Origin of the sequence: Dyella solisilvae (assembly GCF_003351225.1) — a bacterium.
Taxonomy (GTDB): Bacteria; Pseudomonadota; Gammaproteobacteria; order Xanthomonadales; family Rhodanobacteraceae; genus Dyella; species Dyella solisilvae.
The window spans coordinates 295,200-317,788 of sequence record NZ_QQSY01000004.1; the positions used below are offsets into that span (position 1 = coordinate 295,200).

The window sequence follows — 22,589 nt, forward strand, 5'->3', positions numbered from 1 at the left end:
TCCTGGCAGGGAGGGGTCATGATCGACGGGTTCCTGGCGCTTTACATCTTTATGCTGGCTGCTTTTACGGGGTACGAAATCATCGCGCGCGTGCCGGTGATTCTCCACACGCCGTTGATGTCCGGTTCGAACTTCATTCACGGCATTGTGCTGGTAGGCGCCATGATCGCGCTAGGGCACGCACAGACCACCTTCGAGATGGTCATTGGATTCATAGGTGTGCTGCTGGGCGCCGGAAATGCCGCCGGTGGCTACGTGGTCACCGAGCGCATGCTGGAGATGTTCAAGTCCAGCAAGCCCGCCGTAAGCAAGGAGGCCAAGTGATGGGCTGGCTGCTGGTCGTGATCAAGGCTTGTTACTTCCTCGCCGCCCTCCTGTTCATCCTCGGTCTCAAGCGCATGAGCTCGCCCCGTACGGCGCGTGGCGGCATCGTGTGGGCTGGCGTGGGCATGCTGGTGGCGGTGCTCGCCACCTTCGCCCTGCCGGACATGCAGCACCGGGGGGTGATCCTGGCCGCCGTGCTGATCGGCGTGGCCGCGGCATGGTGGTCCGGGCGGCGCGTGGCGATGACCGCCATGCCGCAGATGGTGGCCCTGTACAACGGCATGGGCGGCGGCGCGGCGGCGGCGATTGGCGCTACCGAACTGTTCAGCTATGCCGGCAAGGCCGTCACCCTGCTGGACGGCGACCAGTTCACCGCCAGCGGCGCAAGCACGCCTGGCCTGTCTCAGGTGACGCTGGCGGTGCTTGGCGCCCTGATCGGTTCGATCAGCTTCTCCGGTTCGCTGATCGCCTTCGCCAAGCTGCAGGGCTGGCTGGACAAGCGCTTCGTGTTCCCCGGCCAGCGGGTGGTGAACATGCTGGTGCTGGCAGGCGCGGCGGTGCTGGGGGCGATGATCGTCGGCGGCCAGCTCAGCGTGCCGCTGATCGTGGTGTTCTTCGCGCTGGCCCTGGCGTTCGGCCTGATGATGACCTTGCCGATCGGCGGCGCCGACATGCCGGTGGTGATCTCGCTGTACAACGCGTTCACCGGCCTGGCGGTGGCGTTCGAGGGCTTCGTGCTGCAGAACGAGGCGATGATCATCGCCGGCACCGTGGTCGGCGCGGCCGGTACCCTGCTGACCCAGCTGATGGCCAAGGCGATGAATCGCTCGATCGGCAACGTGCTGTTTGGCAGCTTTGGCGCTGCGGCCGGCGCCGAGGCCCAGGCCATCGGCGGTAGCCAGAAGCCGATCGAGGCCAGCGATGCGGCGGTGATGATGGCTTACGCCGAGCGCGTGGTGATCGTGCCGGGCTATGGCATGGCCGTGGCACAGGCCCAGCACAAGGTGTGGGAATTCGCCAAGCTGCTGATCGATCGCGGGGTGAAGGTGAAGTTCGCGATCCACCCTGTTGCCGGCCGCATGCCCGGCCACATGAACGTGCTGCTGGCCGAGGCGGGCGTGCCTTACGACCTCATCGCGGACATGGACGACATCAATCCGGAGTTCCCCAACACCGACGTGGCCCTGGTGATCGGCGCCAACGACGTGGTGAACCCTCTGGCCAAGACCGATCCGGCCTCGCCGATTTACGGCATGCCCATCCTCGACGTGGCGGCGGCCAAGCAGGTGATCGTGGTCAAGCGAGGCAAGGGCACCGGCTTCGCCGGCATCGAAAACGCGCTGTTCTACGCCGACAACGCGCGCATGCTGTATGGCGACGGCCAGGCGGCCGCGGGCCAGCTGGTGACCGAGCTGAAGTCGCTGGAGACCTGAGGGGCGCTCAGGCGCCCGTCTGGCGCGGCCGCGCGATGCGGCCGGCGGCCAGTGCGGCCAGACCCATGCCGACGGCGTACCAGACGTCGTCGGTCGGGGCGCGGCCGAGTCCGGCCAGCTGCAGCAGCAGGCCCAGGCCGGCCGTGCGCATCGCATCGATCAGCCCCAGGCCCATCAGTCCGGCAATGCGGGCGGCGGCGGTCAGCACGTTCACATAGACCGCTGCGGTGAGCATGGCCAACGCGCCGAGCACGGCCGCGTAGCGGCCCGGCTGCCGCACCCAGTGGCGCACGCCCTTGCCGAGCAGCCAGCCCAGCAGCACCGCCAGCCAGGGCAGGGGACGCTGCAGATAAAGCGTGGGCACCATCCAGACGGCGCCGGCGGCCAGGCCCAGCATCACGGCGCTGAGCAGCGCGAAAATCCAGGAGAAGACGACCCGTGCGTTCATGAATGCGCGGACAAGGACAGGACGGCGGGCACAGGATCTTCTCAGGCGTAAAACCACCATCATAGCGCGGCGTGCAAGCCCGGCGCCCGCGCCCGAGCCGCCCGATCCCTTGAGTTCGAGCCGGATCGACCTGATTTCAGGCAAAGGGCCTGGCCCTGTGGTGGCTATAATAGAGAGCTTGGCGCGGTGTCTTTGCGCGTCCTTTGATGAGATGAGGCATGAGCGGTTTCAGTCTTAGCAGCGAGCCCTTCACCCTGGAGCGCGACTGCCAGGCGGTCATGGTGCCGCAGGGCGAAGTGGTGAGCCTGCCGGCCGGCCAGATCGGCTATATCACCCAGGCCCTCGGCGGCAGCTTCACGGTCTACGTGGAAGGCAACCTGTTCCGTATCGCCGGCAACGACGCCGACGCGCTGGGCAAGGAACCGCCGCCGCCGATCGAGCTGGCCTCGGACGCCACCGACGCCGACGTGGAGGTGCTGGTGTGGCAGCAGCTGCGGACGGTGTTCGACCCGGAAATCCCCATCAACGTGGTGGAGCTGGGCCTGGTCTACGACGTCAGCATCGAACAATCGGAGCCGGAGCAGCGCAAGGTCTACGTGAAGATGACCCTGACCGCGCCGGGCTGCGGCATGGGCGACATCCTGGTCGATGACGTGCGCACCAAACTCGAACTCATCCCGACCGTGGGCGAAGCGGACGTGGATCTGGTGTTCGATCCGCCGTGGAATCACTCGATGATGTCCGACGCCGCCAAGCTCGAAACGGGGATGCTGTAAGCGCTGCGCCAGCAGGAACACACCCGCTGAGTGAATGGTCAGCGCAGCGATGAGGCCGCAACGGCACGCTTGCGAATCGTTTGCGCTCTTACGGTGAAGGCAGCCGCAGCCGCCTGACACATATCAGCAACTCTCACTCCATCTGACGACAGACTGCGTTACGCAGTCTGACCCACGTCATGGAGTTTGTATGTTTCCTGAGTTTCGCGATCTCATCTCCGAGCTGAAACGCCGAGACCCACATTTCTCTCGGTTGTTCCATCGCCACAATGAGTTGGACCAGGAAATCAGGAACATGGAAGCCGGCATATCGCCTGCCGATTCCATGGCCATCGAGCAGCTCAAGAAAGAAAAGTTGCTGCTGAAGGACCAGCTCTACGTGGTCCTGCGCCGCGCCGCGGCTTCATGAGCGTCGACCCATAACGCGCCGTGCGCCGCACGTCCGATGCGGCGTCTTCCTCCAACCGTTCTCCTATCCTGGGGTGACTGCATGTCATCGACCATTCTTCCGCATGTGTCCGAAACGGAAACGGGCAGCGATGCCAATGTGTCCGTTGAAGCGCGCGAACCGGCCTCCGACGGCATGGCCGTGTTGCCATCGCGTGATGCATGGGCCATGGAGCAACGCAGCGTCGGCGACGCTATCGCTTCGGCACAGTCCAAGATGGCTGATAGCACACAGGAAGTGCTCGTGCAGTCCGCCGCGCAGGGTACGGACACCTTGTTCGACAGCGTGAAGACCATCCTCGGCGGCTTGTCGCCCGACGATGCCGCCCGTTTCCGCAGCCTGGTGCTGGAAGGCGACCCGAGCTTGCGGAATGGCGGCAGTCAACGCCATCCAGACGAGGAGCTTGCGCCGGGCTGGCGCAAGGGCGAGTACCCCTATCGGCAGAAGATGTCACGCCGCAATTACGAGAGGCAGAAGTATCGCCTGCAGGTCGAGTTGCTGAAGCTGCAAGCGTGGGTGCGCGAGACCGGCCAACGCGTGGTCATCCTGTTCGAGGGGCGAGATGCGGCGGGCAAGGGCGGCGCCATCAAGCGCTTCATGGAACACCTCAATCCCCGCGGCGCCCGCGTGGTGGCGCTGGAGAAACCTACCGAGGCCGAGCGCGGGCAGTGGTATTTCCAGCGCTACATTCAGCATCTGCCCACGTCGGGCGAGATCGTGCTGTTCGATCGCAGCTGGTACAACCGCGCCGGCGTCGAGCACGTGATGGGCTTCTGCACCCAGAAGGAGTATGAGGATTTCATGCGCCAGGTGCCGGAGTTCGAGCGACACCTGGCGAACAGCGGCATTCACTTGTTCAAGTTCTGGTTCTCAGTGAGCCAGGCAGAGCAGCGGCGACGCTTCAGCGAACGAAAGCTCCATCCGCTCAAGCAATGGAAGCTGAGCCCGGTGGATCTTGCCTCGCTCGACAAGTGGGATGCCTATACACGCGCCAAGGAGGCCATGTTCGCGCATACCGATACGGCAGATTCGCCATGGATCGTGATCCGCTCCGACTGCAAAAAGCGGGCTCGCCTCAACGCCATGCGTTACGTTTTGAACCGCTTGTCGTACGCCAACCGTGACGCCCAGTCGGTAGGTCTCGCCGATCCATTGATCGTGGGGCGCGCGCTCTTCGGCTGATCGGGTCATTCACCCAGGAAGAACGACAGGGTTCGGCGGAACCACACGCCAAAAAGAAAGCCCGGCGATCGCTGGCCGGGCTCTTCGCGTCAAGCGGAGCTGTCGGCTCAGCCGGCCGATTCCTCGAAGCGATTCGCCTCGCGATTCTTGCGCACCTTGCTCGGATCCCACACGCGGCCGTTCATCGTGATGTAGACGCCGTCGGGCAGGGTCTGCACCGCTGCCACCGCGCAGCCGATGTTGAACACCGCGTCCGAGCCCTGGAAGCGCGCCGGATTCAGCGCACCGGTCAGCACGATCACCTTGCCCTTGATGTGGGCCAGTTCACGCGCGGTTTCGACCATGGTGTCGGTGCCGTGGGTGACCAGCACGTGGCGGTGCGGCTGCGCCTCGATGGCGGAGCGCACCAGCGCGCGATCTTCATCGGTGATGTGCAGGCTGTCCTTGCGCAGGATCGGGATCACGTCGAACTGGAAGGCCACGCCGAGCTGGCCGAGGATCTCGCCGATCTGCGGCGCGCCGATCTTGTAGTCCGACTTGTCGTCGAAGTAGATCTTGTCGATGGTGCCGCCGGTGGTGACGATGGTCAGATGCTGCATGGTCGGTGATCGCAAGGTGGGGAGACGCGCATTTTAGCCGCTCGCGCCGCGGGCTGCTCAGTGCGGGCCGAGCAGCAGGGCGGTGTCGTTGGCGTCGGTGACCGAAAGGCGGGACAGCCCGTGGCTCACAAAGCGCCGCAGGGCCGCGCCCGAACGGGCGCCGCCGCGAGGGGCCAGCCAGCTGTCGTGGCGCGCCAGCAGGGCGGCTGCCGCGCAGCGGGCCAGCGTGATGGCGAGCCCCCTGGCGCCGGCCTCCAGCACTTCGCGCTGGGCGCCGTTCGCCTGCAGGAAGGCGCCGGCGGCATCCATGGCCGCATGGATCTGCTGGCGCGCATGTGCGTCGATGCTGTCGGCCAGCCAGCCGTCGATGGCGCGCCGCAACGTGCCGAGTTGCTCGCCCGCCAGTGCGCGCAGGCTGTCCAGCGAGAGCACGTTGGTGGTGCCTTCCCAGATCGCGTAGACCTGCGCATCGCGCAGCAACTGGGGCAGGCCGGTGTCCTCGATATAACCGGCGCCACCGAAGCATTCCAGCGCCTCCGAGCACATCCGAACCGCCATCTTGCCGGTCCACAACTTGGCCAGCGGGGTGAGCAGGCGCAGCAGGCTGGCCTCATGCGGTTGGGGCGCGCCGTGCTCCACGCGGCCGAGCAGGTGCGCCACCTCGAAGGTGAGCGCGAAGGCGCCTTCGAACTCCGCCTGCATGTCGGCCAGCGTCTGCGCGTGCAGCGGCTGGTCGAGCAGCGGCTTGCCGAAGGCGTGGCGGCGCGTGGCGTAGTCGCGGGCCAGTGCGATCGCGCGGGCCATGCTGGCGGTGGCGCACACGGCATTCCAGGTGCGCGTGATGTTGAGCATCGGCGCTACCTGCCGCACGCCGTTGGCAAGCTCGCCCAGGGGCCATGCGGGGAGGCCTTCCAGATGGATCTCGGCGGTGGGCAGCTCGTGCGTGCCCAGCTTGTCCTTCAGGCGGTCGATCACCAGTTCCGGCCGGCGGCGCGCGCCCTCCATGGTTTCCACGTAGAACAGCGCCAGTGCGCCGGCGCCAGCGCCTGCACCCTCGGGGCGGGCGAGCGCGAGCGCGACCTCGCCGACCACCGCCGAGCTGAACCACTTGCGCCCGTACAGCCGCCACTGGCCGCTGGCGTCCTGGCGCGCGATGGTTTCGGTGTTGCCCACGTCCGAGCCGCCGGCGTTCTCGGTCATCCATTGCCCGCTCAGCCAGAAGCTGGTGGCGTCGCGGCTCAACAGATGGGGCAGGGCGCGATCCAGCAGCGCCTGGTTGCCGGAGGCCTTCAGCGCCGTAGCGGCGCCGTCGGTCATCGCCAGCGGACAGGTGTAGAACTCGCTGGCCAGGTGATAGAGGTAGACGCGTGCGAACTCCTCCAGCCGCGCATGTTCATTCGCCTCATGGCCGGCGGCGAGCACTGCGTGGCGGGTGGTGATGTGCGGACCTTCCTGCCAGGCCTCGGTCAGTTCGATGCGGTCGACGCGGTTGCCCCAGGCATCCCAGGCGGTCAGCACGGGCTTGCGACGGCTGCTCTGGCCGGCACGCCGCCAGGCCATCAGTGCGTAGTCGCCTAGCGCCTGCAGGTCGGTGTCGAGCGCCGCGCGGCGCGTGGGAGGCAGCGCTCGATCGAGCATGGCGCGCAGCAGGCGGTCTTCGCGATACGGATGGGCGAGCTGGGGCGGGTCTTGCAGGAATCCCATGGTCGGCTCCCGGCAGGTCGATAGCGGCGAGTATAGGTGCGGTGCGCCGCGATCATTCCGTCAGGATGGCGTCCAACTCGAAAAGACGTTTCTGCGAGCCGTTGCAGATCAGGCGCAGCCCGCGACGCGGCTCATCACAGACATTGCCTCGATGCCGGCGGCCTGGTCACGTGCTGTCTCCGCATGGCAGGAGCGCGTTTACGCATCCTGCCGCGCTGGCGTCGCGAGGCTCAGGGCTTGCGGAAGCGAAGGATGAAGCGGTCGGTGTGGCCGCGCACGGAGGGGTCGTAGATGCCCGCCGTGTGCGGGTCGGACGGATTGCGCAGCGCATCGCTCTCGCCATCCGGCTGGAAGCCCGCGGCAGTCAGCTCGCGCTGCACCGCGGCGGGATCGATGCGATGCAGGTCATCGGTGCGACTCACGCCGCTGCCAGGAGCAGCCGCATGGTCGAGCACCAGCAGATGGCCGCCAGGTTTGAGTGCATCAAACATCCAGCGATCCAGCCGGGCGATGTCCGGCGAGCCCATGAAGGGGTCGTGCAGGTCGTGATAGTTCTGCGAGGTCCAGATCAGGTCGGCCGGCTCGGGCAGCGACATGGCCGACACCGGCTGCAAAAGCACGATGACATTGGCGTAGGGCGGCTTGCCGGCGAAACCGCGCAGGCTCTGCAGGCCCTTGGGCGCCGCCTTGTCCATCTCCTGCGGCTGCAGCGCGTAGACCTTGCCGCCGGGTCCGACAATCCGGCTCAGCAAGCGCGTGTAGTAGCCCGAGCCGGGCATCAGGTCGACCACGACATCGCCCGGTTTGATTCCCGCGAAGGCCAGCACCTGATCTGGTTTGCGCTGGGTGTCCAGGTCGCGGTCCGCGGCCGGACGATCCGGCGTGGCGATGGCGGCTGCGACATAAGCCGGCACGGCGCCGCCCGCGAGCAATGACACGGGAGCAGCCAGCACGGCGAACAGAGCGAACAGACGGGTCAGCTTCATGGCGAGGCTCCGTGGGCGATTCGGGTGGCGCCGATCTCGCTCAATGCACCACGTTGAGCGCGATGGCCGGGGTGATCGACGACGGCGTGCGGTGGGTGGCCGGGATTATCCGCACGCCCAGCAATAGACCGATATCCGGTGACCAGCTGTACTCGATGGCGGGCGCGATGCCGAACGCGCTGCTGGACCCTGAACCGAGGTGCATGTCCGGCGGAAAGGGGTCGCCATAAGGGGCGACCTCCTGTCCACTGACCTGGGTGCTGCGGTTATGGCTGTAGATGAGGTCCGTGGCCAGCACCCAGCGGCGGGTGAGGCTGTATTCCAGCGAGGCATTCACGAACTGGTTGTCGCCGGGGCGCGCGTGGCCGCGAAAGTTGGCATCGGTGCCGTAGACGCTGACGCCTTCCACCTCGGCGCGGCTGGAGAAGGAGGCGGAGACATTGAAGCGCACGCGCAGGATGCGGCCGTTCGGCATCCACAGGTACGTCTGCGTGTTGATGCCGATGGTTGTCGTGTAGGCGCCGCTGCCCAGGCCATTGGCCGGTCGGTTGCCGAGGCGGTCGTACTTGCCGGTGGGAAAGGTTTCCTGCAACTGGAGCGCCACGGTCGGAAGCCAGCTGCCTTCGTGGAACTGGGTCAGGCGGTACTGCGCCTGCAGCGTCCAGTCGCCCAGCTGCACGCCGTCGGAGTTGGGGCCGCCGCTGACGCGGTTGTAGCCGAACACGGGGATCACGCCCACGGTGAAGCGGTTGGCCAGTCCGTAGTTGAAGTAGGTGCGCGAGCCGTAGCTGTTCGCGCCGCTGGTGCGGATGTCGTAGAGATACGGTTCGAACAGCAGGTGGCCGGGCGGCAAGGTCTCGGCCGAGTTGGCCAGCATCGGGCCGGTCCACCACGCGTCGTCGCGACTTTGCATCACCACTTGAGGCTGCTCCTGGGAGCAGGCCGGAATCGGCGCCAGCAGGGTGAACAGCAGGCCGAACACGCCGATGCCGGCGAGTCTGCGGGTAAGCGGCAGGGGCGGGGTGGGGACTTGTGCCGGACGCTTCATGGGGCGCAAGCTAGGCCCAAAAGTGGTTGCCTGAAATAGCCACTTTTGTGATTTTTGATATCACCACTTGGGAGCCTGCCGCGATGACCCGCATGCGCGCCAGCTTCGTGCCGCCGGTGGCCGTGGACCCGGCCAGCGCCTCACCGATCTACCTGCAGCTGTCGGACTGGTTTCGCCAGGCCATTCTCAGTGGCCAGTTGCACCCCGGTCAGCGTGTGCCCTCGACGCGGCGGCTCGCCAACGAGCTGAAGATCTCGCGCATCCCCGTGTTGGGCGCCTACGAGCAATTGCAGGCGGAGGGCTATCTGGAAACCTTCCAGGGCGCCGGCACCTGCGTGGCGCGGGCGATTCCCTCCGATCTGGCCGGGCCGATGCGAGCCAAGCCTCCGTTGCCGTCCGAGGGTAGCGAGCCGGCGGCGCGTCGCATCTCGCGTCGCGCCGCGTTGATGCGCACGCCGCCGCAGACCTGGCTGAGCAATCTCGGCGCCTTCCGCGTCGGCATGCCGGCGCTTGATCACTTCCCCGCGGGGCAGTGGTCGAAGCTGGTGAGCCGGCACGCGCGTAGCCTCTCCGTCGACGGGATGATCTACGGCGACCCGATGGGTTACCTGCCATTGCGCGAAGCCATCGCTGACTACCTCGGCGCCATGCGTGGCGTGCGCTGCGAGGCCGCGCAGGTGCTGATCACCACCGGTTCGCAGCAGGGTCTGCAGATCTGCGCGCACGTATTGTTCGATCACGGCGATCGCGTGTGGATGGAGGAGCCTGGCTACCCCGGCGCGCATCAGGCGCTGCGCACGGCTGGCGCTCAGCTCGTTCCGGTGCCGGTGGATGAGGATGGCATCGACGTGGCCCAGGGCGCGCGGCTCGGCCCCGATGCACGCGCGGTCTACATCACGCCTTCGCACCAATTTCCGCTGGGAACCACCATGAGCGCGGCGCGGCGCATGCAACTGCTCGACTGGGCGGCGCGGCAGCAGGCGTGGATCATCGAGGACGACTACGACAGCGAATACCGTTTCGGCGGCCGTCCGCTGGCGTCGCTGCAAGGCGCCGACCGTCATGGGCGGGTGGTCTACCTGGGCACCTTCAGCAAGGTGATGTTTCCCGCGTTGCGCTTGGGCTACCTGGTGGCGCCCAGGGATCTCGTCGAGGATTTCTGCGCGGGCCGCGACGCTATCGACACCTTCACCTCCACGCTGTACCAGCGCGCGATGACCGACTTCATCCGCGAAGGACATTTCGCACGGCACATCCGCAGCATGCGCATGCTTTACCAGGAGCGTCGCCAGGCCGTGCTGGCGGGTCTGCGCGAACATCTGGGTGATCGCCTCAAGGTGATCGGCGCCGATGCCGGCATGCAACTGGCCGGCTACCTGTCGCCAGAAGTCGATGACGTGGCGCTGTCACGCACGGCGGCAGGGCAGGGCGTATCGGTGCGGCCGCTGTCGCTGTGCTATCTCGAGCCGCCCGGGCGCAGTGGCCTGATCCTGGGCTATGGCGGCGCCTCGCTGGAAGAGATCGGCGAGGGGACGCGCAAGTTGGGCCAGTGTTTCTGAGCTGGCCTGATGTTGGGTGACGAGAGAGGGCGGTAGCACCGCCCTCTCTCAGCGAACCGATTACGGCGCAGCCTTGGCGGACTTGGCCGGCTTGGCTTGTTCCGGTGCGTTCTTCACGTAACGGTCGAACCAGGTCAGCATCTCGTACACCTCCTGCTCGTTCGACTCCATCGCGGTGTACCAGTGCGGCTCGTGCGGCAGCATCACCAGGCGCGTGACGCCGCCCAGACCACGGATGGCCTGGAACAGCTTCTGCGACTGGATCGGCTCGGTACCCGGATTGGCGTCGTCCATGCCGTGCATGATCAGCAGCGGCGCCTTGATCTGGTCGGCGTGGAAGAAGGTCGACACCTGCGCGTAAACCGTCGGCGCCTGCCACAGCGAGCGGCGTTCGTTCTGGAAGCCGAACGGCGTGAGCGTCTTGTTGTACGCGCCGCTGGTGGCCACGCCGGCACGGAACAGGTTGGTGTGCGCGAGCAGGTTGGCGGTCATCAGTGCGCCATGGCTATGGCCGGTGACGCCGATGCGGTCGCGGTCGACCACGCCCAGCTCCACGGCCTTGTCCACCGCAGCCTGCGCATCCATCACCAGCTGGTCGGTGTAGGTGTCATAGGCAGTGCGCGGATCGCCCACGATCGGGAACGAGGCATTGTCGATGATCGCGTAACCCGCCAGCAGCAACAGCCGGTAGCTGCGCAACACGTCGAACTTCTGCTGCGAACCGCTGATCTGGCCGGCCTGGCTGGGATCGGCGAAGTCCTGCGGGTAGGCGTACAGGATCGCCGGCACGCGCGTGCCTTCCTTGTAGCCCGGCGGCGTGTACAGGGTGAAGGAAAGCTCCACGCCGTCCGTGCGCTTGTAAGTCACCAGCCGCTTGCCGATGCCACGCACCTGCGGCGTGGGATCCGGAATGTTCGTGATCGGCGCAGCACTGGAAGCGAACGCCGCTTCGCCGGCGGGCGCGCCGTCGACCGGCTGGCCCAGCGTGTAAAGGAACAGGTTGGGTGGCTCGACCGGCGACTGGTGCACGGTGATGAAGCGCTCGCCGCCGGTCAGCACCGCCAGCGGACGCTCATAGCTATCAGCGCTGCTGCGGAACAGACGTTCGGTGCGGCCGCTGCCGAGGCTGTAGCGATCGAGGAACGGGCGGTCGCCCTTCGGCGTGCCGCCCGGGCCGACCAGATAGACGCTGTCGCCTTCCTGGCGCACGACGGTGGCGCCGTTGGGCAGGGTCTGGGTGAGCAGCGAGCCGGGATGCTTGTAGACCTCGTTGGACGAGTAGTCCCAGATCGTGCGCGCCGGCTTCGACGGATGAGCGACGTCAATGCGGCTGACGTGGATCCACTGACGGTTGGCGTCGAACTCGTACACGAACGGCTCATCGCCTTCGGCCAGCCAGCGCATGCCGCTGAAGCGCTGCGCGGTGCGGGCGATCTCCTTGGGCTTGCCACTGAACGGCGCGTTCCACAGCATCACCTTGTCGCGCTGCGGTACGTTGACCTTCCAGTCGCCCTGGTCGAGCGCCTCGGGCCAGATCAGCGTGGCCGGCGCATTGGCGCGCCATTCGAATTCGCGCGGCCCGATCGGCACGCCGCGCACAGGCACGCGGTCGGCTACCGGCAACGAGGTGATCGGCGTGGATTGCCCGGTGCGCGCGTCCAGCACGCTCACGTCGCGCGCAAAGCGCTCATAGGTGGTGACGTAGGAGTAGGGCTTCTTCAGCGTTTCAACCAGCACATGCTCGCCATCCGGTGCGGCGGCGACACCGTCGATGACGCCGGGCTTGCCGATCACGCGGGTCTGCCCGCTGGCCGCATCAACCACGGCGAGCTGTGCGGCGCCGTAGTAGTCGAACAGGGCTTCGTCCTCGGGGCTGGCGAGGGTGTCGCGCGCCTCGTAGGAGCTGCTCTCGCCCTTGCCCTGGATCGACTCCTTGATCTCCGGTCCGCCCGTGGCCAAGCCCTTGGGCGCCGGGCCGAGATTGGCAGGCACCAGCTTGACCACGAGGGAGTCGCTGTCGTGCAGCCACTGCACGCTGTCGCCCATCATCGGATTGAGCGCGATCCCTTCGACGCGACGGACCGCGCCGGTGAGGGCGTCGCCCAGCCACAATTCGGTGCGCTCGTCGGTGGTGTTGGTGAACGCGAAGCGACGGCCATCCGGCGACCACAGCGGCGCACTGGGGCAGGCGTCCGCCGGCAGCATGACAGGCGTGAGCCGGTGGCTGGCGACGTCCTCGAGCGTGAAGCTCTTCAGGCAGGCGCGGATGCCGTAGCCGCTGGAGGCGTCGTGGCGACTATGGTTGCGCGGCTCGATGCGTAGGCCGGCCAGTTTCACATAGGGCTCGGCGACGCGTTCGATCGACGGATACTGGGATTGCTCGACCAGCAACATGCGCTGGCGCGTCGGATCGAGCATCGGTATTGCAGGCAGCGGCGCGTGCATCACGCCCAGCAGCGGTTCGGGTGGCTGGTTGTAGCCGGCCTGGAGGGCAGCCGGCAGCAGGCTCAGCAGGCCGACGAACAACAGCGCTCGCCGACGATCGGGGGCAAGGGACATCGTGGATTCTCCCTGTTGGAATCACCCCGACCTTACACAGCCTGACCGCTGCCGCTCCCTGCCGAAAGTCACGTGTCGCCCACGCGAGCGACAAACCCCGACGCGTTGTTTCTCAGGCCGGCGACCGGTGGCGTGCGCCCCAGCCGAGGGTTCCGATCAGCACCAGGGTCAGCGCGATCTCGACCAGCGCCAGCGCCCGTTGGCCCGGCGCACTCCACGCCTCGCTGATGCCATGGCAGAAATAGAACAGGCTGAGGATGCCGACCCACAACAGCGCGCGCCGCACATTGCGGATCGCCAGGAGCGGCAGCACCAGCGGCACGACAGTGATGGCGAGCACCAGCGCAGGCGGCAGGCTTTCGGCAGGAAACAACCAGCCGTGCCAGACCACTTGCAGGATGGCGAGCGCGGCCCACGCAAACAGGCCGACGCGATACGGCAACGCCAGCGGGGCCGTCATGCCGACGCGCCCAGGCGACGCGCCACGTCGGCCAGGCGCCGACCCAGCGCGCGCGCCAGTTCGCGCTCATGCTCGGTGATGGCGTTGTCGCCCTTGGCGCCGGCCACGTGGCTGGCGCCGTACGGCGTGCCGCCACTCTGAGTCGCGGTGAGCGCCGGTTCGGTATAGGGCAGGCCGACGATCAGCATGCCGTGATGAAGCAGCGGCAGGGCCATGGTGAGCAGGGTCGATTCCTGGCCGCCGTGCATGGTGCTGGTGGACGTGAACAACGCGGCCGGCTTGCCGGCCAGGGCGCCGCTGGCCCATTCGGCGCCGGTGGAGTCGAGAAAGTATTTGAGCGGCGCCGCCATGTTGCCGAAGCGGGTCGGGCTGCCCATGGCCAGGCCCACGCATTCGAGCAAGTCTTCGCGGGTGACATACGGCGCGCCGTCCTCCGGCTCGGGCGGCCGCGCCACTTCGGTGACCGGCGCCACCGGTGGGACCTGGCGCAGACGGGCGCGCATGCCGTTCACTTCCTCCACGCCGCGCGCCACCAGGCGGGCGAGCTGGGCAGTGTGGCCGGAACGGCTGTAGTAGAGGACCAGGATGTCTTGGCTCATGGAGTGGGCGCTGGCGGATCGATGGGGTAGTGTACTGGTCGATCAAGCCCGTGCAGCCGGCCTGTTCACGTCGCGCCCATGTGGTGTGGTGCATGCAGGGTGGGCGTCAGGGTCCGGCGTCAACGAAGGAATCCCCATGGCCTTGCGTTTTGACCGCGATCGCCTCGACAGCTTCAGTCGTTTCGTCTGGCAACGCTTTATCGATGACAAGTGCTTCGAGACGGCTGGCGCGCTGTCGTACACCACCCTCGTGTCCCTGGTGCCGCTGATCGTCGCCTCGCTGGCGATCTTCGCCGCGTTCCCCGCGTTCGCCGACGCTCGCGCCACCCTGATCGAGTTCGTGTTCAGCAATTTCGTGCCTGCAGCCGGCGAGCGTGTGCAGGAGTACCTCAACGGCTTTGCCGACAACGCGAGCAAGCTCACCGGCATCAGCGTGCTGGTGATGTTCTTCAGCGCGCTGTCGATGATGGTGAGCATCGAGGATCGCCTCAACCGCATTTGGCGCGTGCAGCGCCAGCGTGGCTGGGTGTCGCGTCTGCTGCTGTATTGGGCGGCGCTCACGCTGGGGCCGGTGCTGGTGGTGGGTGGCCTGGCGCTCGCCTCGTATGCCACCGCGTTGCCTATCCTCAACGAAGCGGCCGGCACGCTTGGCCTGCGCCAGCGCGTGGTGGCGACGCTGCCGTTCATCGTCACCTTGCTCAGCCTGATGCTGATCTACATGGCGGTGCCCAACCGGCGCGTGCGCTGGCAGGACGCCGCCATCGGCGCCTTCATGGGCGCGTTGCTGTTCGAGGCCGCCCGCTGGGGTTTCGCCCGCTTCATCCATCATGCGCACACCTACCAGCAGGTCTATGGCGCGGCGCTGGCCGCGATCCCGATCTTCCTGCTGTGGATCTACCTGTCGTGGGTGATCGTGATCCTGTGCGCTTCGGTGGCCGCGTCGCTGTCCGCCTTCGATTACCAGCGGCCTTCCGAGTGCCTGTCTGACGATGCGGCGTTCCTTGGCCTGCTGCTGGTGTTGCGACATGTCATCGATGCCCATCGCGAAGGCCGGTCGGTGGACATGGAAACGCTGCGTGCTAGCGAGCCCAGCCTGCACCGTTCGGCGATCGCGCGTTATCTCGAAGACCTGCAGCGCGCCCAGCTGATCCGTCTGGGCGAGGGCGGATGGCTGCTCAGCCGCAGCCTCGACAGCGCCGACCTGCGGCGCGTGTATGCTCACAGCCATTACCGCCTGCCGCTGCGTCCTTCGGAAGAAGTGGGCGCCAGCGGCATCGATTTGCCGCAGGCACTGATCGAATTGCTCGAGACCGCCGCGCAGTCACTCGATGCCACGTTGGCCACGCGGCTCGATCACGCCTATCCGCCGGTATCCCCGGCGACCCATGCATCCGAGGAAACCCATTCATGAGTCTGTTGAAGTCGCTTGCCGCCCTGGCGCTGGCCGTATCGCTGGCCGGCACGGCGCAGGCCGCCATGCCCGAGCATCCCTCGCTGAAGGTCACCACGCTCGATGGCAAGGCTTTTGACCTGGCGGCGCAGCGCGGCAAGTGGGTGATCGTCAATTACTGGGCCACCTGGTGCGTGCCCTGCGTGAAGGAGATGCCGGACATATCGCGCTTCGTCACCACGCATGCCGGCAAGGTCACCGCCATCGGACTGGCTTACGAGGACAGCGACAAGGCCGACATCCTGGCGTTCCTGGCCAAGCATCCGGTGAGCTATCCGATCGCCCAGGTCACGCTGGACCAGCCGCTGAAGGATTTCGACGAACCGCGCGGCCTGCCCACCACCTGGCTGATTGGCCCGGATGGCAAGGTGGCCGAGCGCTTCATCGGGCCGGTGGACGACGCGAAACTCGGCCGCGCGATCGGGTTGGGCAAATCGCCATGAGCGCGGCGCGGTTCCTGGTCAGTGGTCGGGTGCAGGGCGTGTTCTATCGCGCCAGCACGCGCGAGCAGGCGGTGATGCTCCATCTGTCCGGCTACGCGAGGAACCTGCCGGATGGTCGCGTGGAAGTGGTCGCCGGCGGTGACGCTTCGGCGCTGGATGCACTCGAGCGCTGGCTCTGGCAAGGACCGCCGGCCGCGCAGGTGGATGCGGTGACACGCGAGCCGTGCGCGGCGCCCGAGGGGAACGGCTTCCATACCGCCTGAGCCGCCGCTGGCGGCGAGAACGTGGTGGCTCGCGCGTGAGCCGGCCACCAGCGGGATTCACGGCGTCTCCACGCCGTCATGGGCAAGAGCACGTCTCGTGTCGAACGCAGGGGGCGACGTTCGTCGCAACGATGGGGCGCCACGCCGGCGCGCCGCCACGAGAGAGGTTGCCATGACGTCCCGCTTTCAGCGCATCACCCCGTTCCTCTGGTTCGACCATCAGGCCGAGGAGGCTGCGACCTTCTACGTCTCGGTGTTCGACAACTCGCGCATTCGCGCCACCACGCGCTACACCGCGGAAAGCGCCGCGGCGTCTGGTTGCCCCGAAGGCTCGGTGATGACGGTCGACTTCGAACTGGATGGCCAGTCCGTCACCGCGCTCAACGGCGGTCCGGTGTTCCGCTTTAACGAAGCCGTGTCTCTGGTTGTCCACTGCCATTCGCAGCAGGAGGTGGACTACTACTGGGACCGGCTGCTTGAAGGCGCCGCCGAGAAGACCGGGCAATGCGGCTGGTTGAAGGATCGATTCGGCCTGTCCTGGCAAGTGGTGCCCGACGAAATGATCCGCCTGCTGACCGACCCCGACCCGGGCAAGGTGGCGCGCGTCACGGCCGCCATCATGCAGATGAAGAAGCTGGACCTGTCGGAGTTGCTTCGCGCCGCTGCCGGCTAGGGTCGCGCCTGCGCCCCACCCAACGCGCATGGCCGACCCGCGAAAGTCACTTGCCGCAGGTGTCGGGGACCCACAGCGCCTTGCCGGTGACCTGCTCGGTCTTCGGCTTGCCCTTGAGCCTGGGCAGCTTGGGCTCCGGGATGGTCTCGTCGTGGCGCGGCACCTGTTCGAGCAGATGTCGGATCAGGTTGATGCGACCGCGCTTCTGGTCGTTGAAGTCCACCACGAACCAGGGGGCGCGGGGGCGGTGGGTGCGCTCGATCATGAGGTCGCGCAGGTGGCCAATCTCGACGTATTTCTCGCGCGAGGCGAGGTCGTTCGGCGACAGTTTCCAGCGCTTGAGCGGATCCTTGGCGCGCTCGGCGAAGCGCTCTTCCTGCGCCTCCTGATCCACGGCCAGCCAGTACTTGAGGAGGATGACCCCGTCGTCGGTGAGCAGCTTTTCGAAGGCGGGGACAGCGGCCAGAAAGGCCCGGTACTGCAACTTGGTGCAGAAGCCCATGGCCGGTTCCACCACGGCGCGGTTGTACCAGCTGCGGTCGAACAGCACGATCTCGCCGGCACTGGGCAGGTGCTGCACGTAACGCTGGAAGTACCACTGGGTGGCTTCGATCTCGTCGGGTTTGGGCAGCGAAGCGATGCGGTAGCCACGCGTGTCCATCGACTCGGTGATCGCCTTGATGGTGCCGCCCTTGCCGGCGGCGTCGCGGCCCTCGAACACCACCACCAGCCGCTGCCCGCTGCGGCGGAGCCAGCGATGCAGCTCGGCCAGCTCGATCTGCAGTTCGGCCATCTGGCGACGGTAGCTCTTTTGCTTCTTGGCCATGACCGAGCCTCTCTGTCGGGACGATTACTGCATTGTGCGCAGCAAACGGTCACGCGTGAAGCCGGGGGCCGCCACGGCGGGCCCCCGGCTTCCCAGGCCTCGGGTCAGTGCGCGAGGTCCACGTCGACCGGCTTGCGTCCGATGCGGTAGCGCGCGCTCATGCCCTGGATGGCCCGGCGGAAATCGGCCGCGTAGCCGCGCATGTCGAACAACGGGCTCTTCGTGCGCTGCTGCGCGAGGTGCTGGCGCAGGGTGGTGAGGGCGTCGCGATCGTTGCCCAGCTGGGTGGCCATGGCGATGAAGGTTTCCTCTTCCTCGCAGACCAGCTCCGGCAGGCCCAGATGCTGCAGCAGGCTGGTGGCCACGCGGCCAGCGAAGGTGTCACCGGTCAGCGTCAGCACCGGGCAGCCCGCCCACAAGGCGTCGGAGGCGGTGGTGTGGGCGTTGTACGGTAGCGTATCGAGGAACAGGTCGGCGTGGACGTAGCGCGCCAGGTAGTCGGCGTGCGGCAGACGGCTCTGGAACACCAGACGGCTGGGTTCGATGCCCGCGGCGGTGGCCGCGGCGCGCAGGCGTTCATCGGCCCCGTCAGGGCCACTCAGCAGCCACAGCACGCTGTCGGGTGTCTGCTGCAGGATGAGCATGAAGCGCGCGAACGACGCGGGGTTGAGCTTGTAGCTGTTGTTGAAGCAGGCGAACACCGTGCCTTCCGCAGGCAGGCCGCATTCGGCGCGCGACGGCGGCTCGAACACCACGCGGGTGTTGTCGTTGGGCTGGTAACAGCGCGGCAGGCGGATCAGCTTCTCGCTTACGAAGGTGCGCTGGCTGTCCGGTAATACCGTGGCGTCGGCCAGCAGGTAGTCCATCCAGGGCGCGCCAGAGGTGCCGGGATAGGCGAGCCAGTTCACCTGTACCGGCGCCGGGCGCAGCGCGAACAACACACCGTTGTCCTTGCCGGAGTAGCCGTTGAGGTCCAGCAGCACTTCGATGCCCGTGTCGTGGATGAGCTGCGCCAGTTGCGCCGCGCCGAGCGCAGCTGCGTCGTGCAGCGTGCTGGCCGCGGCGAGGCGACGCCGGATCGAGCCGCCATCGTCGGCGGTGGTGGCGAACAGGTGCAGCTCCAGGCCGGAGCCGGTCAGCGCTTCCAGCATGGCCACCACCAGCAGCCCGGTGGCGTGATCGTTGAAGCCGTCGGCGACGAGACCCACGCGGATCGGAGCGTCCGCCGCCAGCTTGGCGTGCGTGAAGGCGAGCTGCCTGCGCAGCGGCTCCACCTGCTTCTCGATCGACGCGGCAAAGGCAGTGGCGCAGCGTCGCTGCATCCCGGCGTCGACGTCTTCGGCGAGCATCACGAACGGGCTGACCGGGCGCTGTCCATCGGCGGCGGCGCGGTGCAGGCGTTCACTCAGCTGGTCGAGGTCGCGCCAGTCGCACAATTTGCGCCGCACGAACATCAGCTGGGCCAGGGTGGGGCCGTCATCCGGCGCCAGTTGCAGCGCGCGGGCGTAGGCGTCGGCCGCGGCGGACAGCTGGCCGGCTTCTTCCAGCGCCTGGCCGGTGGCAAACGGGTATTGCGGGTTGCCAGGCGACAGGCGCTCGGCTTGCTGCCACGCGTCGGCTGCTTCGAGCGGGCGCTGCTGGGCCAGTCGCAACCGGCCGCGCAGCGCATGGGCGGCATCGAAGCGCGGTTGGAGGTCCAGGGCTTCGCCGATGTGCAGGTCGGTCTGCTCGAGGTGGCCCAGCTCCAGCTCCGCCGCGGCGAGGTTGAGTCGCAAGCTCGGGTGAGTGGGGGCGCCGTGCGTGGCCATCGCGTAGGACTCGCGGGCGTGCTGGTAACGGGCGGCCGCCATCAACGCATTGCCGAGGGTGAGCAGGATGGCCGGGTGTCCCGGCGCCATGCGCAGGGCGGCGCGCAGGCGCTCGATGGCGCCATCGGCATCCCCGCGGCTCAGCTGCGCACTGCCGAGATTGCACTGCACCTCGACGCTGTTGGGCGCCAGTTGGGCGGCATGCTCCAGCACCTGGCAGGCCTCGTCGGCACGCTGCAATTGCAGCAGCGAGATGCCGTGCAGGCGGGCCAGTTCGGCGTCGTCGGGATAATGCTGTCGCGCCTGCATCGCGGCCTGCTCGGCGTCGCCGTACGCGCCTTGCTGCAATCGCTCGACGATCTGCTGCGTCAGAGCCTGGGAACTAGGGGAAAAGAGGTCGGTCATCGAACCAAACTAGCGCAGGGAGCCGTGGCTGCCAATCATGGCGGGGCGCCGGCATGAAATTACGCCCGTGCCTGGAGCCGGTTGCCCGCATCGACCGGGCCTGAGTGGGGTGAATGCGGAGGGGTAGCGGAGACGGCGCTCAGCCGGCGGTCAGCGCCTTCAGTTCGTCGGCCTGATTTTCCCGCGTGAGCGTATCCACCAATTCATCCAGATCGCCCTGCAACACCTCGGGCAGGCGGTACAGGGTGAGATTGACGCGATGGTCGGTAATGCGTCCCTGCGGGAAGTTGTAGGTGCGGATGCGCTGGCTGCGATCGCCGGAGCCGACCTGAAGGCGGCGCGATTCGGCCTGGGCGGCCGCTTGCTTGCTGCGCTCGTCGTCGAGGAGGCGGGCCTTGAGCAGGCTGAGCGCGCGGGCGCGGTTCTTGTGTTGGCTGCGCTCGTCCTGGCATTCGACCACGATGCCGGTGGGCAGGTGGGTGATGCGAATGGCCGAGTCGGTCTTGTTGACGTGCTGACCGCCGGCGCCCGACGCGCGGAACGTGTCGGTTTTCAGGTCGGCTGGATTGATCTCGATGTCGCCGATCTCGTCCATCTCGGGAAGGATCGCCACCGTGGCCGCCGACGTATGGATGCGGCCCTGCGACTCGGTTTCCGGCACGCGCTGCACGCGGTGCGTGCCCGACTCGAACTTCAGCCGCGAATAGGCGCCCTTGCCCTCGACGCGCGCCACGACCTCCTTGTAGCCGCCATGTTCGCCCGGGTTTTCGCTGAGCACTTCCACGTGCCAGCGGCGACGCTCGGCGTAGCGGGCGTACATGCGGAACAGGTCGCCGGCGAAGATGGCGGCCTCGTCGCCGCCGGTGCCGGCGCGCACTTCGAGGAACAGGTTGGCCTCGTCGCGCGGGTCCTTGGGCAGCAGCAGGATTTGCAGCTCTTCGTCCAGGTCGGTCAGGCGCTGCTCGAGCCTCGCGACATCGTCCTGCGCCATGTCGCGCAGCTCAGGGTCATCCAGCATCGCGCGGGTTTCGCCCAGCTCCTGCTCGGCGTGGTCGCGCTCGCGCAGCGAAACCGCCAGCGGCTCCAGTTGTGCGTACTCGCGCGAGAGCTCGCGAAAGCGTGTGTTGTCGGCCAGTACGTCGGGCTGGGCGAGCAGCAGCCCGATCTCCTCATGGCGTTCGGCGAGGGATTCGAGCTTGCGGCGGATCGATGGAGTCATGGCGGAGAAGTGAGTGAAGAGGAGTGAGAAGTGAGAAAGAACACGCGGCCTTGCGAGGCCCTCTCTGCTTTCCTCACTACTCTTCACTCACTTCTGGTTTTTCCGCGATGCCATAGAGGCGGCCGGCTGCATGCAGCAGGTCCATGTCGCCGCTCAGCGCGGCTTCGCGCAGGCGTGCGCTGGGGTGATGCAGCAGCTTGTTGGTAAGGGTGTTGGCGAGGAAGGCCAACGCCTCGTCGGGCGACTTGCCACGGGCAATCATGGCGCGCGCCTTCTCCAGCACTTCGTTGCGATAGGCCTCGGCGTGCAGGCGCAGGTCCACGGCGGGATTGCGCAAGGTGAGCGCGCGGCGCCACGCCATGTAGCGTTCCACCTGGAGGTCGATGATCGCTGTCGCCTCGCTGGCGGCGGCCTCACGCGAACGGCGGTTGTCGTCGATCACCTGGCGCAGGTCGTCGATGCCGTAGAGGAACACGTCGTCCAGTTCGCCCACCGAGGATTCGATGTCGCGCGGCACGGCGATGTCGACCATGAACATCGGTTTGCGGCGGCGCGCCGCGATGGCCTTCTCGACCATATCGTGGGTCACCACCGGCAGTCGCGAAGCGGTGGAGCTGATCACCACGTCGGCATCGGCAAGATGCTGCGGCAGGTCGTTGAGCGAAATCGCATAGCCGCCATGGCGGCTGGCCAGCTCCTGGGCGTTCTCGAGCGTGCGGTTGGCCACGATGAGGCGACGGACCTGCTTGTCCACCAGATGGCGGGCGGCCAGTTCGATGGTGTCGCCGGCTCCGATCAGCAGCACGCTGGCGTCGCGCAGGTCGGCGAAGACCTGCTCGGCAAGCCGCACGGCGGTAAACGCCACCGACACGGTGTGGGCGCCGATGCGGGTGTCCGTGCGCACGCGCTTGGCCACGGCAAAGGTGTGCTGCATCAGCCTTTCCATCGGCGCGCGGAGGGCCTGCGCATCGCGCGCCAGCTGATACGCGTCCTTCACCTGGCCAAGAATTTGCGGCTCACCCAGCACCATGGAGTCGAGCCCGGTGGCGACGCGGAACATGTGACGCACGGCGGCATCTTCGTCATGCCGATACAGGAACTCCTCGAGCCTGCCCGGAGTCAGGTGATGGTGGCGGCTGAGCCACGCCTGCGGAACGCCCTCGGCCCCTGTCGCAACGCTCACATACAGTTCGGTACGGTTGCAGGTGGACAGGATCATCGCCTCTTCCACGCCCGGCTCTCCACGCAGCGAGAGCAGGGCCGCGCTGGACGACTCCGTATCGAAGGCCACCTGCTCGCGCAGGCTGACCGGCGCGGTGAGGTGGTTGAGCCCTAGGGCGATGAGCGTCATGGTGCGTGGCGACTCGAGGCGGGGAG

22 protein-coding genes are annotated in these 22,589 nt (G+C 67.1%); 10 read left to right on the forward strand and 12 right to left on the reverse strand.

Going from position 1 to position 22,589, the window contains the following annotated elements; all coding sequences use genetic code 11:
- Positions 1 to 18 precede the first annotated feature (18 nt).
- Positions 19 to 324 carry an NAD(P) transhydrogenase subunit alpha part 2 gene (locus DVT68_RS16010; protein WP_114826093.1) on the forward strand — a complete coding sequence of 102 codons (306 nt, stop codon included), beginning with the start codon at positions 19 to 21 and terminating at the stop codon, positions 322 to 324.
- Positions 324 to 1,757 (forward strand): NAD(P)(+) transhydrogenase (Re/Si-specific) subunit beta, encoded by a 1,434-nt coding sequence (locus DVT68_RS16015; protein ID WP_114826094.1) that lies wholly within the window; start codon positions 324 to 326, stop codon positions 1,755 to 1,757. Before DVT68_RS16010 ends, DVT68_RS16015 begins: the two co-directional genes overlap by 1 nt.
- Before the next feature lie 7 nt (positions 1,758 to 1,764).
- Here the strand turns inward: DVT68_RS16015 and DVT68_RS16020 are convergent, their stop codons facing one another.
- On the reverse strand, positions 1,765 to 2,205 hold the full coding sequence (locus DVT68_RS16020) for a hypothetical protein (RefSeq protein ID WP_114826095.1): 441 nt from the start codon (positions 2,203 to 2,205) through the stop codon (positions 1,765 to 1,767).
- A gap of 218 nt (positions 2,206 to 2,423) precedes the next feature.
- Between DVT68_RS16020 and sufT the strand changes: the two genes are divergently transcribed.
- The 3 genes from sufT to ppk2 (DVT68_RS16035) all read left to right on the forward strand — a co-directional run bounded on the left by sufT (position 2,424) and on the right by ppk2 (DVT68_RS16035) (position 4,611).
- Complete coding sequence (gene sufT, locus DVT68_RS16025; protein ID WP_114826096.1) at positions 2,424 to 2,981, forward strand: putative Fe-S cluster assembly protein SufT; 558 nt, start codon at positions 2,424 to 2,426, stop codon at positions 2,979 to 2,981.
- 190 nt (positions 2,982 to 3,171) lie between these two features.
- Complete coding sequence (locus DVT68_RS16030; RefSeq protein WP_114826097.1) at positions 3,172 to 3,390, forward strand: HP1242/YdcH family protein; 219 nt, start codon at positions 3,172 to 3,174, stop codon at positions 3,388 to 3,390.
- 81 nt (positions 3,391 to 3,471) lie between these two features.
- Positions 3,472 to 4,611 carry a polyphosphate kinase 2 gene (gene ppk2, locus DVT68_RS16035; protein ID WP_199536086.1) on the forward strand — a complete coding sequence of 380 codons (1,140 nt, stop codon included), beginning with the start codon at positions 3,472 to 3,474 and terminating at the stop codon, positions 4,609 to 4,611.
- A 107-nt stretch (positions 4,612 to 4,718) separates the two neighbouring features.
- On the opposite strand, the gene DVT68_RS16040 is transcribed toward ppk2 (DVT68_RS16035), so the two are convergent.
- From DVT68_RS16040 to DVT68_RS16055, 4 genes are all read right to left on the reverse strand, one after another.
- Positions 4,719 to 5,210: an asparaginase domain-containing protein gene (locus DVT68_RS16040; RefSeq protein WP_114826098.1), complete on the reverse strand. Its 492-nt coding sequence runs from the start codon at positions 5,208 to 5,210 to the stop codon at positions 4,719 to 4,721.
- Positions 5,211 to 5,267: 57 nt separating this feature from the next.
- Positions 5,268 to 6,914, reverse strand: coding sequence for an acyl-CoA dehydrogenase family protein (locus tag DVT68_RS16045; RefSeq protein ID WP_114826099.1), 1,647 nt, complete (start codon positions 6,912 to 6,914; stop codon positions 5,268 to 5,270).
- 230 nt (positions 6,915 to 7,144) lie between these two features.
- Positions 7,145 to 7,900: a class I SAM-dependent methyltransferase gene (locus tag DVT68_RS16050; RefSeq protein WP_114826100.1), complete on the reverse strand. Its 756-nt coding sequence runs from the start codon at positions 7,898 to 7,900 to the stop codon at positions 7,145 to 7,147.
- A gap of 40 nt (positions 7,901 to 7,940) precedes the next feature.
- The gene (locus DVT68_RS16055; protein WP_199536087.1) at positions 7,941 to 8,948 is read right to left on the reverse strand and encodes a transporter family protein; all 1,008 of its coding nucleotides are present in this window, start codon (positions 8,946 to 8,948) and stop codon (positions 7,941 to 7,943) included.
- Between the two features lie 83 nt (positions 8,949 to 9,031).
- Here DVT68_RS16055 and pdxR point away from each other — a divergent pair, with 83 nt between their 5' ends.
- On the forward strand, positions 9,032 to 10,507 hold the full coding sequence (gene pdxR / locus DVT68_RS16060) for a MocR-like pyridoxine biosynthesis transcription factor PdxR (RefSeq protein WP_114826101.1): 1,476 nt from the start codon (positions 9,032 to 9,034) through the stop codon (positions 10,505 to 10,507).
- Positions 10,508 to 10,567: 60 nt separating this feature from the next.
- Here the strand turns inward: pdxR and DVT68_RS16065 are convergent, their stop codons facing one another.
- The 3 genes from DVT68_RS16065 to wrbA all read right to left on the reverse strand — a co-directional run bounded on the left by DVT68_RS16065 (position 10,568) and on the right by wrbA (position 14,125).
- Positions 10,568 to 13,066 carry a S9 family peptidase gene (locus DVT68_RS16065; protein WP_114826102.1) on the reverse strand — a complete coding sequence of 833 codons (2,499 nt, stop codon included), beginning with the start codon at positions 13,064 to 13,066 and terminating at the stop codon, positions 10,568 to 10,570.
- 112 nt (positions 13,067 to 13,178) lie between these two features.
- Entirely contained in the window at positions 13,179 to 13,526 is a 348-nt protein-coding gene (locus DVT68_RS16070) for a DUF2069 domain-containing protein (protein WP_114826103.1), read from the reverse strand.
- The gene (wrbA, locus tag DVT68_RS16075) at positions 13,523 to 14,125 is read right to left on the reverse strand and encodes an NAD(P)H:quinone oxidoreductase (protein WP_114826104.1); all 603 of its coding nucleotides are present in this window, start codon (positions 14,123 to 14,125) and stop codon (positions 13,523 to 13,525) included. The genes DVT68_RS16070 and wrbA overlap by 4 nt, the downstream gene beginning before the upstream one ends.
- A 136-nt stretch (positions 14,126 to 14,261) precedes the next feature.
- On the opposite strand from wrbA, the gene DVT68_RS16080 reads away from it, so the two are divergent.
- The 4 genes from DVT68_RS16080 (at position 14,262) to DVT68_RS16095 (ending at position 16,954) form a co-directional block, all read left to right on the forward strand.
- Positions 14,262 to 15,536, forward strand: a complete 1,275-nt coding sequence (locus tag DVT68_RS16080) for a YihY family inner membrane protein (RefSeq protein ID WP_114826105.1) — start codon at positions 14,262 to 14,264, stop codon at positions 15,534 to 15,536.
- Positions 15,533 to 16,018, forward strand: coding sequence for a TlpA family protein disulfide reductase (locus tag DVT68_RS16085; RefSeq protein ID WP_114826106.1), 486 nt, complete (start codon positions 15,533 to 15,535; stop codon positions 16,016 to 16,018). Before DVT68_RS16080 ends, DVT68_RS16085 begins: the two co-directional genes overlap by 4 nt.
- Positions 16,015 to 16,281 (forward strand): acylphosphatase, encoded by a 267-nt coding sequence (locus DVT68_RS16090; RefSeq protein WP_114826107.1) that lies wholly within the window; start codon positions 16,015 to 16,017, stop codon positions 16,279 to 16,281. The genes DVT68_RS16085 and DVT68_RS16090 overlap by 4 nt, the downstream gene beginning before the upstream one ends.
- Before the next feature lie 172 nt (positions 16,282 to 16,453).
- Positions 16,454 to 16,954 (forward strand): VOC family protein, encoded by a 501-nt coding sequence (locus DVT68_RS16095; RefSeq protein WP_114826108.1) that lies wholly within the window; start codon positions 16,454 to 16,456, stop codon positions 16,952 to 16,954.
- A 46-nt stretch (positions 16,955 to 17,000) separates the two neighbouring features.
- Here the strand turns inward: DVT68_RS16095 and ppk2 (DVT68_RS16100) are convergent, their stop codons facing one another.
- The 4 genes from ppk2 (DVT68_RS16100) to hemA form a co-directional block, all read right to left on the reverse strand.
- Positions 17,001 to 17,780, reverse strand: coding sequence for a polyphosphate kinase 2 (ppk2, locus tag DVT68_RS16100; protein WP_114826109.1), 780 nt, complete (start codon positions 17,778 to 17,780; stop codon positions 17,001 to 17,003).
- Positions 17,781 to 17,884: 104 nt separating this feature from the next.
- Positions 17,885 to 19,993 (reverse strand): O-linked N-acetylglucosamine transferase, SPINDLY family protein, encoded by a 2,109-nt coding sequence (locus DVT68_RS16105; RefSeq protein WP_114826110.1) that lies wholly within the window; start codon positions 19,991 to 19,993, stop codon positions 17,885 to 17,887.
- A gap of 139 nt (positions 19,994 to 20,132) precedes the next feature.
- The gene (prfA, locus tag DVT68_RS16110) at positions 20,133 to 21,212 is read right to left on the reverse strand and encodes a peptide chain release factor 1 (RefSeq protein WP_114826111.1); all 1,080 of its coding nucleotides are present in this window, start codon (positions 21,210 to 21,212) and stop codon (positions 20,133 to 20,135) included.
- Positions 21,213 to 21,288: 76 nt separating this feature from the next.
- Entirely contained in the window at positions 21,289 to 22,563 is a 1,275-nt protein-coding gene (gene hemA / locus DVT68_RS16115) for a glutamyl-tRNA reductase (protein ID WP_114826112.1), read from the reverse strand.
- Positions 22,564 to 22,589: the final 26 nt, after the last annotated feature.